At 61.4% G+C, this 12,861-nt stretch carries 11 protein-coding genes; 7 read left to right on the top strand and 4 right to left on the bottom strand.

Annotation, left to right across the window (positions count from 1 at the left end; translation table 11 throughout):
- Nucleotide 1: 1 nt before the first annotated feature.
- Nucleotides 2-457, bottom strand: coding sequence for a tRNA adenosine(34) deaminase TadA (gene tadA / locus SR908_RS11620; protein ID WP_246924386.1), 456 nt, complete (start codon nt 455-457; stop codon nt 2-4).
- Nucleotides 458-529: 72 nt separating this feature from the next.
- Between tadA and SR908_RS11615 the strand changes: the two genes are divergently transcribed.
- Entirely contained in the window at nt 530-1,336 is an 807-nt protein-coding gene (locus SR908_RS11615; protein WP_246924383.1) for an acyl-CoA thioesterase, read from the top strand.
- 94 nt (nt 1,337-1,430) lie between these two features.
- Here SR908_RS11615 and SR908_RS11610 read toward each other — a convergent pair whose 3' ends face one another.
- Nucleotides 1,431-2,486 carry an NAD(P)-dependent alcohol dehydrogenase gene (locus SR908_RS11610; RefSeq protein WP_246924380.1) on the bottom strand — a complete coding sequence of 352 codons (1,056 nt, stop codon included), beginning with the start codon at nt 2,484-2,486 and terminating at the stop codon, nt 1,431-1,433.
- Nucleotides 2,487-2,726: 240 nt separating this feature from the next.
- On the opposite strand from SR908_RS11610, the gene SR908_RS11605 reads away from it, so the two are divergent.
- The gene (locus SR908_RS11605) at nt 2,727-3,662 is read left to right on the top strand and encodes an AraC family transcriptional regulator (RefSeq protein ID WP_246924377.1); all 936 of its coding nucleotides are present in this window, start codon (nt 2,727-2,729) and stop codon (nt 3,660-3,662) included.
- 60 nt (nt 3,663-3,722) lie between these two features.
- Here the strand turns inward: SR908_RS11605 and iolB are convergent, their stop codons facing one another.
- Together iolB and SR908_RS11595 are read right to left on the bottom strand one after the other, a co-directional pair.
- Entirely contained in the window at nt 3,723-4,529 is an 807-nt protein-coding gene (gene iolB / locus SR908_RS11600) for a 5-deoxy-glucuronate isomerase (protein ID WP_246924374.1), read from the bottom strand.
- Nucleotides 4,530-4,585: 56 nt separating this feature from the next.
- Complete coding sequence (locus tag SR908_RS11595) at nt 4,586-5,446, bottom strand: MurR/RpiR family transcriptional regulator (protein ID WP_246924360.1); 861 nt, start codon at nt 5,444-5,446, stop codon at nt 4,586-4,588.
- Between the two features lie 468 nt (nt 5,447-5,914).
- Between SR908_RS11595 and SR908_RS11590 the strand changes: the two genes are divergently transcribed.
- The 5 genes from SR908_RS11590 to iolD all read left to right on the top strand — a co-directional run bounded on the left by SR908_RS11590 (nt 5,915) and on the right by iolD (nt 12,823).
- On the top strand, nt 5,915-6,742 hold the full coding sequence (locus SR908_RS11590) for a TIM barrel protein (RefSeq protein ID WP_246924357.1): 828 nt from the start codon (nt 5,915-5,917) through the stop codon (nt 6,740-6,742).
- Between the two features lie 43 nt (nt 6,743-6,785).
- On the top strand, nt 6,786-7,688 hold the full coding sequence (locus SR908_RS11585) for a sugar phosphate isomerase/epimerase family protein (protein ID WP_246924353.1): 903 nt from the start codon (nt 6,786-6,788) through the stop codon (nt 7,686-7,688).
- Between the two features lie 15 nt (nt 7,689-7,703).
- Nucleotides 7,704-8,714 carry a Gfo/Idh/MocA family protein gene (locus tag SR908_RS11580; RefSeq protein WP_246924349.1) on the top strand — a complete coding sequence of 337 codons (1,011 nt, stop codon included), beginning with the start codon at nt 7,704-7,706 and terminating at the stop codon, nt 8,712-8,714.
- A gap of 321 nt (nt 8,715-9,035) precedes the next feature.
- Nucleotides 9,036-10,976: a bifunctional 5-dehydro-2-deoxygluconokinase/5-dehydro-2-deoxyphosphogluconate aldolase gene (locus SR908_RS11575; RefSeq protein WP_246924346.1), complete on the top strand. Its 1,941-nt coding sequence runs from the start codon at nt 9,036-9,038 to the stop codon at nt 10,974-10,976.
- The gene (gene iolD, locus SR908_RS11570) at nt 10,973-12,823 is read left to right on the top strand and encodes a 3D-(3,5/4)-trihydroxycyclohexane-1,2-dione acylhydrolase (decyclizing) (RefSeq protein ID WP_246924334.1); all 1,851 of its coding nucleotides are present in this window, start codon (nt 10,973-10,975) and stop codon (nt 12,821-12,823) included. Before SR908_RS11575 ends, iolD begins: the two co-directional genes overlap by 4 nt.
- Nucleotides 12,824-12,861 lie beyond the last annotated feature (38 nt).

Here is a 12,861-nt window from a genome sequence, read left to right as displayed (position 1 = left end):
CTCACTCGCGCCGGGCAGCGAAAAAGGCCTGAAGGAGTCGCGTCGCGCGCGTAGCCAACAGCCCGCCTTCCACTTGCACGCGATGATTGAACCAAGGCTGGGCAAACAAGTTGGCCCGTGATTCGACCATGCCACTCTTGGGTTCGGCAGCGCCGTACACGACCCGAGTCACGCGCGCATGAATGATCGCCCCGGCGCACATCATGCAAGGTTCCAAGGTGACGAAGAGCGTGCAGCTATCCAGCCGATAGTTGCCCAGATGCGCGGCGGCGTCGCGCAAGGCGCGCACCTCGGCATGCCCACTCGGATCATGGCACGACACCGGAGCATTGAAGCTCGCGCCCACGATCTCGCCACTCGGCTCGACCACCACCGCGCCCACCGGCACCTCGCCTGCTTCCAACCCCATGCGCGCTTGATCTAGCGCACGGTGCATGTAGAAGGTATCGCTGCGCATGACAGGGGCACTCCGGTATGCTGGTAGAATTGGAACAGTCGTATGAAAACGAGCCATCAGAAGGATGCCGGCATGACGCAACCACTCGCCACCCTCGTCGATCTATTGGGCCTGGAATCCTTGGAGGAGGACCTGTTTCGCGGTCGTAGCCAAGACCTCGGCCTTCCTCAATTGTTTGGCGGCCAGGTGCTCGGCCAAGCGCTTTCTGCTGCCACCCGCACGGTCGATGCGACGCGCCGCGCCCACTCGCTGCACGGCTACTTTCTACGTCCCGGCGACGCCAAACGCCCGGTAGTGTATCAGGTCGATCGCGTACGCGACGGTGGGAGTTTCACCACCCGGCGTATCAGCGCCATCCAGAACGGCAAGACCATTTTCTTCTGCAGCGCCTCGTTCCAGGGCGAGGAGCCGGGCTTCGGCCACCAGCGCGAGATGCCCGACCTCGAGTCACCCCAAGCGCTACTCGAAGCTGGCGCCGAGGTACAGCGTTTCGACGGCCATCCCATCGAGTTCCTGCATTTTCCGGATACCACCACCGACATGCCGCGCAAGCGACTGTGGTTCCGCCTCGCTGGCGAATTGCCCGAGGATGGCTCGCTGCATCGCTACCTGCTTGCCTATAGCTCCGATTTCAATCTACTGACCACCAGCCTCGTCTCGCACGACACCTTTTTCGGTGACCCCCGGCTGCAGATCGCGAGTCTCGATCATGCCGTGTGGTTCCACAACGACGTGACCATCAACGACTGGCTGCTGTATGACATGGAAAGCCCGTGGGCCGGTGGGGCGCGTGGGTTCGCACGCGGCAGCGTCTATGATCGAAAGGGACGTTTGGTGGCGTCGGTAGCCCAGGAAGGATTGACGCGTCTACGAGACTGAGCACCACGCTGGAGCGAGGAAGAGGCATCAACAATTAAAAGGCGCGGGCATAGCCCGCGCCTGACACGATCACTGGTAAGTTATCGCGACTTTTTCAGCCGTTCTGCATCGATGCCATGTCGATGACGAAGCGATAACGCACGTCGCCTTTCTGCATGCGATCCCAGGCTTCATTAATGTTCTGGATATCGATCATCTCGACATCGCAGGTGATGCCCTTCTCGGCGCAGAAATCCAGCAGCTCTTGCGTCTCGGGAATCCCACCGATCAGTGAACCGGCCAGCACACGGCGCCGGAAGATCAGGTTGGCGCCCGCCACGCCAGGCTCCAATGGTTGCATCTGCCCGACCAGAATGTGCGTGCCGTCGTACTTCAAGGCTTGCAGGTACGGATTCAGGTCGTGCTCGTTCGGCACGGTATCGAGCATGAAGTCGAAGGTCTCGGTGACCGCCGCCATCTGCTCCTCGTCGGTAGAGACCACCACGTGATCGGCGCCGTTGGACTTGGCCTCGGCGACCTTGCTCTCGGAGCGCGTGAACAGCGTGACCTCAGCGCCCAGCGCTTGAGCCAGCTTGACCCCCATATGGCCGAGACCGCCCATACCGATTACGCCGACCTTATGCCCCGGCTTGACGCCGTAATGCTTGAGCGGCGAATAGGTGGTGATACCGGCGCACAGCAGCGGCGCGGCGGATTTAAGGTCAATGCCTTCCGGCATGCGCAGCACGAAACGCTCGCTGACCGTGACCCGGTCGGAATAGCCGCCCTGAGTAAGGCTGCCGTCGTGCCGATCAGGGCTGCCGTAGGTCATGGTGAAACCTTCGGCACAGTACTGCTCCAAACCATCGCCACACGCCTGACAATGACGGCAAGAATCGACCATGCAACCCACGCCGACCACATCGCCTTCCTTGAAATTGGCGACATCGCTGCCGACGGAGGTGACCCGACCGACGATCTCGTGGCCCGGCACGATCGGATACTGCGCCATTCCCCAGTCGTCGCGTGCGAAGTGCAGATCACTGTGGCAAACGCCGCAGTAGAGGATCTCGATGGCGACATCGTCGGGACGCGGCGTGCGGCGCTCGAAGGCAAACGGCTCGAGTGCTGACTCCGCAGAGTGCATTGCATAGCCCGTAGCTTCTGGCATAGCGAATATCCTATGAATGGTGAATGCAATCGCGTAGTGGCTCGGCGTCAGGCGCGAGCGATACCGAGCCTCGATCACGGACGCCGACAGTGTGGGCGCGACACGGCGTCTCGACCATGCCCGATTCTGTGCAATGTTTGCCAGATACTGCTCGCCTCCCACACGACAATCATGCCAGACGGCAAATTTCATGCACGATGTTATCCTATGGCGGCGTTCGCTATCGCCGAGGAGATGCCGATGACCCTGCTACGCCCCCACGCCCCGAGTCCCACGCGTGCTGCCGTCGAGCACACGCAGGAAGAACGTCTGGCATCGCGCCTGGCCCCGCTGGCGACCCAGGAAGGATTCGCCGCCACCTCCCTGCCCGACGTGCAGTTGATCACCTCGCACTGCGGGCACGCGCGTACGCCACTGATGTACGAACCAAGCCTGGTGATCATCGTGCAAGGCAACAAGACCGGCTACCTCGAGGATCGCATCATCCACTATGGCGCCGGCCACTATCTGATTCAGGCCATGCCGCTGCCCTTCGAATGCGAGACCCATGCCAGCGATACGGCGCCCTTGCTGGGGCTTTCGGTGAGTCTCGACATGGCGATGCTCGGCGAGCTGGTCCGACGCCTGCCCTCGACACCCCCAACGCGCATGCCCGCCCCCATGGCAGCCGTCGACATGGATGCGGACATGGGCGATAGCGTCATGCGGCTGATCGATTGCCTGTACGACCACGAACAGGCCGCAGCGCTGGGCGATGGCCGCATCCGCGAGGTGCTGTTCGCCGCACTGCGCGGCCCCCAGGGCGCCTCGTTGCGCCAGCTGGTGGCCCATCACGGTCAATATTCCCGCATCGCCGAGGCGCTGACTTTCTTGCACCAGCAATATACCCAACCCTTGAACGTGGAAAGCCTCGCACAGCGCGTCAACATGAGCGCCTCGCACTTTCACCATCACTTCAAGCGCACGACGCAACTCGCACCGATGCAGTACCTCAAGCGCTTGCGGCTACTCAAGGCGCGTCTGCTGCTCACTCAGCAAGGCTACCAAGTGGCGCAGGCCGGCAGCCAAGTGGGCTATCAGAGCGCCTCGCAGTTCAGCCGCGATTACAAACGCTATTTCGGACAAAGCCCCTTGGGGGATCGTCAACGCACCACCGAAACGCCCGCCGCCTCGTGAGCTGCAGCCAATCACACAATGGCCATGAGACATTAGGCATGGGCTCTAATGCTCATGTCTTCATTGCTGCTTAGTAATCCATTCATGGTCGGGATCGTTCTGGAATTTCCAGACCCGCTTGGGGCCGGCCATGACGTTGAGGTAGTAGAGCTCGTAGCCGTGCGCCGCGCCCACCGGATGGTAACCGCGCGGCACCATCACCACGCAGCCGTCCTCCACCGCCATGCTTTCGTCCAGCGAGCGATCGTCGGTGTAGACCCGCTGGAAGGCGAAGCCCTGCGAGGGATTAAGGCGATGGTAGTAGGTTTCCTCGAGGATCGATTCCTCGGGTAGATTGTCGACGTCGTGCTTGTGCGGCGGGTAGCTCGACCAGTTGCCGGCCGGTGTGTAGACCTCGACCACCAGCAGGCTGTCGGCGGGCTCGGTCTCCGGCAGGATGTCCTGGATGTGCCGGGTGTTACTGCCCGTGCCACGGGTCGCCCGCTTGACGTTGTCAGGCTCGATCAACCGCGCCTCGTGATTACCCTGCCCTGGCGCACTGCATACCGCCACTTCAAGATCGGTCAGCGCCTCGACGCTGAAGCCCACCCCGTCGGGCAGATAGACGGCATAGGGCGGAATCTTCTCGAAGACGTCCATACGCTCGCCGATATCTTCCCAGCGATGGCGACCGCTGGTGACGCTGGCCCTGCCGGAGAGCAATACCAGGCAGTGCTCCCGCCCGCCGGTATGGGCCTCGAGACACTGCCCCTTCTCGAGCTTGTGAACGCGAAAACCGACATGCTCCCAACCGGCGGATTCCGGTGTCACTTCGAGCACCTTGCCCTGCTCGTCGGGCTGCTGGGGGCGAACCAGTAGTGAAGTCATTAGCGCTGCCCTCCTATCATTCGATTAGATCGTTTCTTGGTCATAGAACGTTGCCGTCATCCCTTCGACTGCGGCTCATCCTGGGCTGGCTCATTCGCCTTGTCCTGACGCACCCCCAGGGCAATCGCCAGCGTCTGCGCCAGGCATAGCGATGCCGTCAGGCCACGAAAGCTCTTCACTTCCGCTTCATGCACTACCAGGCTGATATCGGCCATCCGCGCCAGCGGGCTCAGGCTGGAGTCGGTGATCACCACCATAGGGATTCCGCGCGCTTTGGCCTCGGCTGCGGCATCCCGCGTTTCCTGGGCGTATGGCGAGTAACTCACTACGAGCATGGCATCCCGGATACCGACGGCCTTCGTCTGTTCGCCATGCATCCCTCCCAGGCCATCGATCAGGAAGGCCCGCTTGTCGATATGGTGCAGGGCATAAGCAAAATAGCTGGCCACCACGAAGCTTCGCCGTGCACCCAGCACATGGACGATCTCGGCGCGCTCGAGTACATCCAGGGCCCGTTCGAGCTCGTGCGGATCGATACGGCTGGGCAAGGCCTCGAGCACCTCGCGGTTGGCCTCGGAGAACTCCCAGAGAAGCTGGGTGCTGTCGGGGGTCTCGCCAGTCGCCGTGCGCACCGCACGGATCCTCTCGGCGTAGTTGGGCAACTCGTCGACCAATCGGGTTCGGAATAGCTGCTGCATGTCCGAGAAGCCCTTGAAGCCGAAGTTGTTGGCAAAGCGGATCAATGTCGAAGGCGTTACACCGGCACGTTCGGCCAGCTTGGCCACCGTGGCAAAAGCCACTTCCTGGGGATGATCAAGCAGAAAGCGCGCCGTCTGCTGCAAGCGCCGGCTCAAGGCCCCGTACTCGGCCGTGATGCGCGCTTCAAGTTCGGCAAAGTCTTGTGGTAACTGATTCATTGAAGCCTGTTCTCCGAGTTCGATGCACCGGACATAGCCTGCTGACTAAATGACAGCCTAGGCAAAATGGAATAAAAATTCCACACATACCAAAGTATAGAACAATCAGTCTCCAAGATACATGAACGCCGCCCCCACCCGGCACTCACTATAGAGGGTCGATTGTTTGCGCCCTGGATCTTTTTCTCCGATCAATTTCACCCCCTACGCCCCCACTACATCTTTGGTCGCAGAGCCATGCCTAATCATCCTCTCAGGCCACATTCCAACGAAGCATTGGAAAATATACAAATAATTGTTTTAAAAGGATTTTTTATCACCCGGTTAAAAAATACACGCCCATGCAAGATGGAATTTTCCAAATATTGATTTAATGGAACGCATATTCTAACCTCATTCCAATCCAACGCTTGCGCGCCGGCATGGCCGGAGCCTGCGTCTTAGCTCGCCAGTCAAGAGAGAAGCACCATGTCCCAACACGCCCCACGTTTTGCCTTGAACCACATGATCTGTCCGCGCCTGAGTGTGAGAGAACTGATTGACGGCGCTACCCAATTGGGCCTGAGCGCGATCGAGTTACGCAACGACGTCGGCGATAACAGCATCAAGACACTCGACCAGGCCCGGGAGGCAGGCCGTCTGGCACGTGACCAAGGTATCGAGATCCTGAGCATCAATGCCCTTTATCCATTCAACATCTGGAACGACGAGCATGCCGAACAGGCCGAGAACCTGGCTCAACTGGTCGATGCCTGTGGTGGTCGCGGCCTAGTCCTGTGTCCCTTGGTCGGGGCCGACCACAACGCCTCCGAGCAAGAAAAACGTGATGGCCTCAAGGAAGCGCTAACCGCGCTGGATCGTATTCTTGGGCGCTACGACCTGCAGGGCTTCGTCGAGCCGCTGGGGTTCCCGATCTCTTCATTGCGTAGCAAGCAGGCCGCCGTCGACACGATCCGCGAACTCGAGCTTTCACATCGCTTCAGCCTTGTGCATGACACCTTTCACCATGCCGGCGCCGGGGAACAGGCCCTCTTCCCCGAACATACCGGTCTGGTGCACGTCTCCGGTGTCGAGGACCAATCGGTCGACTTCGAGACAATGCTCGATGAACACCGCCTGCTGGTTGGCCCTCACGACCGCCTTGGCAGCATCGCCCAAGTACAGCAACTGCTGTCGGCCGGCTATGACCGCTACATTTCCTTCGAACCCTTTGCACCTGCGGTCTGTAACCTGGACGACCCGTTCACGGCCATTCAGGAAAGCATGGACGAGATTTGCCGCAAGCTGACCGCCTAGACCGCGGAATCAATGAATAAATGCCGATTTTGAGGAGCTCCGCATGAAAATCGCCCTGGATCCGTTCATGCACCGCCATGTCCCGCTCAACGACCTGCCGCGTTTGGCGGCCGAACTGGGCTACGAACACATCGAACTATCGCCACGTGCCGATTTCCTCGACTGGTTCGTGCATCCCCGCGTCTATCCCGAGCGCCTGAACGCTTTCAAGAAGTCGCTCAAGGACCACGACGTCCAGCTCTCTTCGCTGCTACCCATGTATCGCTGGGCCAGCCCGCACGAGGACGAGCGTCAGGCGGCGGTAAAATACTGGAAAAAGGCCATCGAGATCGCCGTGGAGTTGGGTGTCGACACCATGAACTCCGAAATGGGGCGCGGCCCGCACCCGGAACGAGGTAGCTGCTCCAGCTGCTGCCAGGGCGGGGCGACCACCGAGTCCAGCGAGGCATCCTGGTGGCGATCCATGGAAGAGCTGGTGCCGATCTTCGAGCGTGAAGGCATCCAGCTCAACGTCGAGCCCCACCCCGATGACTTCGTCGAAACGTTGCACCCGGCCGTGGATATGATCCGTACGGTCAACTCGAACAACGTCAAGTTCCTCTATTGCGCGCCGCACACCTTCCACTTCGGCGACGACATGGAACAGATGATCCGCGACTGCGCACCGGTGCTGGCTCATGTGCATATCGCCGACACCTTCAATCACAAGGCCTCCTCAGGGCTGCGCTACATCATCAACCCCCCCGGATCCACCGCCCGCGTTCACCAGCATCTCAACATCGGTGAAGGCGAGGTCAACTGGGAGCTGTTCTTCAAGACACTCGCCGACGTCGGCTTCGACGGCATCATGACCGCCTGCGTCTTCGGCTGGGAAGAAAAGGCCGAGGAATCCTCTCGCTTCATGCGCAACGAGATCCAGCGCTACGTCGACAAATACTGGAAATAATTCGGAGACAACATCATGACAGTCAGAATCGGAGTCATCGGCACCGGGATGATCGGCGAGGAACACTCTCGCCGCATCTCCCAGCAACTCACCGGCGGCGAGATCACCGCCGTCACCGACGTCAATCAGGAACAGGCCCAAACCATGGTCGACCGCCTCAGCCTGGACGCCAAGGTCTACGACAACGGTCTGGAGTTGATCCAGGCTGAACACGTCGACGCCGTCATGGTGACGTCCTGGGGGCCGACTCACGAAGAGTATGTTCTCGCCGCAATCCAGGCAGGCAAATACGTTTTCTGCGAAAAGCCGCTGGCCACGACCGCACAAGGCTGTCGCAACATCATCGATGCCGAGATCGAGGCCGGCAAACGTCGGGTTCAGGTCGGCTTCATGCGTCGCTACGACAGTGGCTACCAGCTCATGAAGGAAGCCATCGAGGCCAACCGCCTCGGCGAGCCGCTGATGATTCATGCGGCCCACCGCAACCCCACGGTGCCCGAACGCTATGTCACGCCGATGGCGATCCACGACACCCTGATCCACGAACTGGACACCTTCCGCTGGCTGCTCAACGACGACTATGCCACCGCTCAAGTTATCTTTCCGCGCAAGACCCGGCACGCTCACGGCAAGGTCGAGGATCCCCAGATCATACTGCTTGAGACGACTCAGGGCGTACGCATCGATGTCGAGGTCTTCGTCAACTGCCAGTACGGCTATGACATTCAGTGCGATGTGGTCGGCGAGGAAGGCATCGCGCACCTGCCGGAGCCACAGAGCCTGACCCTCCGCCAAGCCGGGCAACGCAGCAACGAGATCCTGCAGGACTGGAAGAAACGCTTCGGCGAGGCCTTCGATGTCGAGTTGCAAGCCTTCATCGACGGGGCGGCCAGCGACACAGTCGGCGGTCCATCGTCCTGGGATGGCTATGCCGCGGCCATTGCCAGCGACGCCTGCGTCAAGGCGCAGGAAAGCGGGCAGATCGAAAAGATCGAGATGCCCGAGCGACCCGCCTTCTACGCCTGACCCGTCCCGGGAGCTATAGCAGCCCGTCTTGTCAACTGCAAGGCGGGCCGGAACGAGGCCGGCATGCCCAAGCATGCAATCCCTTTGGCTCCCCCGACACCTCCTGCCACACAGATTGTGACAGGCCGTTTAGCGGCTCGAGGATGGCGCTCGAAGCGTAAAAGGAATTTTTATTCTATTTATTGAATTTTTGAAACTTAAATTCTATATTTATCTTTAACGAAACGCCTGACGTGACTACACCATCACTGGCCGGCAGTACCTGACACAACGCGTACGTGCAAGCAGGCATACGGTGGCGGCCTAACGTAGGAAAACGCTATGAACAATACCGAGTCATTGGACCTGATTTGCCTGGGCAGAGTTGCCGTTGACCTGTATTCCGAACAGATCGGCAGTCGCCTAGAAGATGTCTCCAGCTTCGCCAAGTACTTGGGCGGCAGCTCCGGCAACATGGCTTACGGCACGGCCCGCCTAGGACTCAAGTCGGCCATGCTGTCACGCGTTGGTAACGAGCAGATGGGCAACTTCGTGCGCGAGGAGCTCGAACGCGCCGGGGTGGATACCAGTGCCCTGCAGACCGATCCTGAGCGGCATACCGGACTGGTACTCCTGGCTCTGAAGGATCGCGACAGCTTCCCACTGCTGTTCTACCGCCGCGACTGCGCCGACATGGCCATTGACGCCGAGGCGATCGACCCAGACTTCATTGCCCGGGCTCAAGCGCTGGCCATCACCGGCACCCACCTGTCCACCGATACCACCCAGAAAGCCTGTCGCAAGGCACTCGACGCGGCGGCGCGACATGGCGTGAAGCGGGTCCTGGACATCGACTATCGCCCGGTACTCTGGGGACTCACCAATCCCGGTGACGGCGAAACGCGTTTCATTGCCGATGATCAAGTCACCCAGCATCTGCGGCACTGGCTTGGCGATTTCGACCTGATCGTGGGCACCGAGGAGGAGTTCCACATCGCCGGCGGCAGCGTCGATACCCTTGAGTCGCTGCGTAACGTCCGCAAGATCAGTGACGCCACGCTGGTCTGCAAGCTCGGCGCGCTGGGCTGCGTGGTCTTCGAAGGCGAGATTCCCGAACGTATCGAGGACGGCATCCTGGTCGAGGGCGTCAAGGTCGAAGTTCTCAATGTGCTCGGCGCCGGCGACGCCTTCATGAGCGGCTTACTCCGAGGCTGGCTCAAGGGCGAGAGCTGGGAAACCAGCGCCACCTACGCCAACGCCTGCGGCGCACTGGTCGTATCTCGCCATGGCTGCGCGCCGGCCATGCCCACCGAGGAAGAGCTATTCGACTACCTGAGTCGCCGCGCCTCAGTGAAACGCCCCGATCAGGACAAGCGCCTCAATCATCTGCACCGCGTGACTACCCGTGTACCCGCCGATTGGCCGCAGGTGTGCGGACTGGCCTTCGATCACCGCCGTCAGCTCACCGATATGGCCCGCGACGTCAAGGCCGACCCGGCCCGCATTCCCACGCTCAAGCAGCTGCTGGTCAAGGCCGCCGAGGAAGGTGCACGACGCACAGGTCTGAAGAGCCCGGCCATCCTGGTCGATGACGTGTTCGGCCAGGATGCCCTCAACGACGCAAGTGGCAAGGGTTGGTGGATCGGCCGTCCGGTCGAGCTGCCCGGCTCGCGACCGCTGCGCTTCCAGCATGGCGACGACCTGGGAAACACCTTCCGCCACTGGCCGAGCGAGCACATCATCAAGTGCCTGGTATTCTATCACCCGGACGATGAGCTGGCGCTGCGTCTCGAGCAGGAAGCCCGGTTGCGCCAGCTCTACCAGGCCGCCTGTGCCAACAACCTGGAGCTGCTGATCGAGGTGATCCTCCCCGAGGCCTCGGAGATCGACGATCGGACGCTGTCCCGCTCACTGACGCGCCTCTACAACCTGGGCATCCGCCCCGACTGGTGGAAGCTGCCGTCGATGTCTGATGCCGCCTGGGAAGCGGTCAGCCAGGCCATCGACGATCAGGACCCGCACTGCCGCGGCGTGGTGCTGCTAGGTCTCGATGCCCCCATGGCGGACATGAAGCTCGGCTTCACCATTGCCGCACGTCACGACCAGTGCAAGGGCTTCACCGTGGGCCGCACACTGTTCGCCGCCCCCAGCCACGAGTGGCTGGCCGGTCGAATCGACGATGCGCAGCTGATCGAGCGGGTCGCCGGCAACTACGCCGAGCTGATCGAGGAATGGCAGCGGCTACGCACCGCACAGCCCAACTCAGAGGAAGTCTTGTCATGAATACCGTTCGCCTGACCATGGCCCAGGCCGTCATTCGCTACCTGACGGCCCAGAAAGTCGAGATCGATGGCGAGATCAAGCCGCTATTCGCCGGCTGCTGGGCGATCTTCGGCCACGGCAACGTCGCCGGGCTGGGCGAGGCGCTCTATCACGTCCGCGACCAGTTGCCGACCTACCGTGCCCACAATGAGCAGGGCATGGCGCATGCCGCCATCGCCTATACTAAGACCCTCGACCGGCGACAGATGATGGCCTGCACCGCCTCCGCCGGCCCCGGCTCAACCAACATGGTCACTGCCGCCGCGGTGGCCCACGTCAACCGTTTGCCGGTGCTGTTTCTGCCGGGCGATACCTTCGCCACGCGCCTGCCCGACCCGGTGCTGCAGCAGATTGAGACCTTTCACGACCACACCCTGACCACCAACGACTGTTTCAAACCGGTCAGTCGTTTCTTTGATCGCATCACTCGCCCCGAGCAGTTGCTCACCTCGCTGCCCCAAGCGATCCGCGTGCTGACCGACCCCGTCGAGTGCGGTCCGGTCACCTTGGCCATGCCGCAGGACGTGCAGACCATGGCCTACGACTACCCGAGCCACTTCTTCGCCGAGAAGATCCATCGCCCGCGCCGTCAGAACGCCGACCGTGGTGAGCTGACCCGCGCCATCGAGCTGATCAAGCAGGCCAAACGGCCGCTGGTGATCGCCGGTGGTGGCGTGCACTACGCCGAGGCTCGCGAGGCGCTCGACGCGCTGGTGTCCACCTACCACCTGCCGGTGAGCGAAACCCAGGCCGGCAAGGGTGCCCTGCCCTGGGACCATGAGCAGAACATGGGCACCATCGGCGTCACCGGGGCGTTCTCTACCAACACTCTGGCCGCCGAGGCCGATCTGATCGTTGCCGTGGGGACCCGGCTGGGCGACTTCGCCTCCGGTTCGCGGGCCATGATCAACCCCGAGGCCAAACTAGTGTGTCTCAACGTCGCCTCGTTCGATGCCGTCAAGCACAAGGCCCAGCCCTTGGTCGGCGACGCCCTTCTCACCCTGCCTGAACTGGTCGACGGTCTGGCCGGCTGGCAACCCGACGAGGGATGGGTCGCACAGGCCGCCAAGCTGCGCAACGACTGGAACAAGACCGTCGACATCGCCACCACGAACCGTGGGACCGACTTGCCTACCGATGCCGAGGTGGTGGGCGCCGTCAATCGCGCCGCCGGTGAGCGCGATATCGTGGTGTGCGCCGCTGGTGGCCTGCCCGGCGAGCTGCAGAAGCTATGGCGTACCCGCTACGCCCGCGGCTATCACATGGAATACGGCTATTCGTGCATGGGCTACGAACTGGCCGGTGGCCTGGGCACCAAGATGGCCAAACCCGATGCAGAAGTGTTCGTGATGGTCGGCGACGGCTCCTACCTGATGCTCAACTCCGAGATTGCCACCTCGGTGATGCTCGGCCACAAGATCGTCGCCGTAGTGCTCGATAATCGTGGTTACGGCTGTATCCATCGCCTGCAGCAGGCTTGTGGCGGTCCCGGCTTCAACAATCTGCTCGACGACTGCCTTAGCGTCGAGGGCGGCGCGCCCAAGACCGATTTCGCTGCCCACGCCGCAGCGCTGGGAGCACGTTCCGAGAAGGTCGGCAACATCCGTGAACTGGAAGCGGCGCTGGAACGCGCCAAGGCATCGAGCATCAGCTACGTGATCACCCTGGACACCGACCCGCTGGTCGATACCGAGGACGGCGGCTCCTGGTGGGACGTGGCCGTCGCCGAGGTTTCCGAGCGCAGCGAGGTCGAGGAGGCCCGTCGTCGCTACGAGTCCTATAAGGCACGTCAATGGAAGAATCAGTAACGGCTCTCATCACGACATCATCAACAGTTACTTTCGGG

The organism is Chromohalobacter canadensis (assembly GCF_034479555.1).
GTDB lineage: Bacteria > Pseudomonadota > Gammaproteobacteria > Pseudomonadales > Halomonadaceae > Chromohalobacter > Chromohalobacter canadensis.
This window is presented reverse-complemented; position numbering and strand designations above follow the sequence as displayed.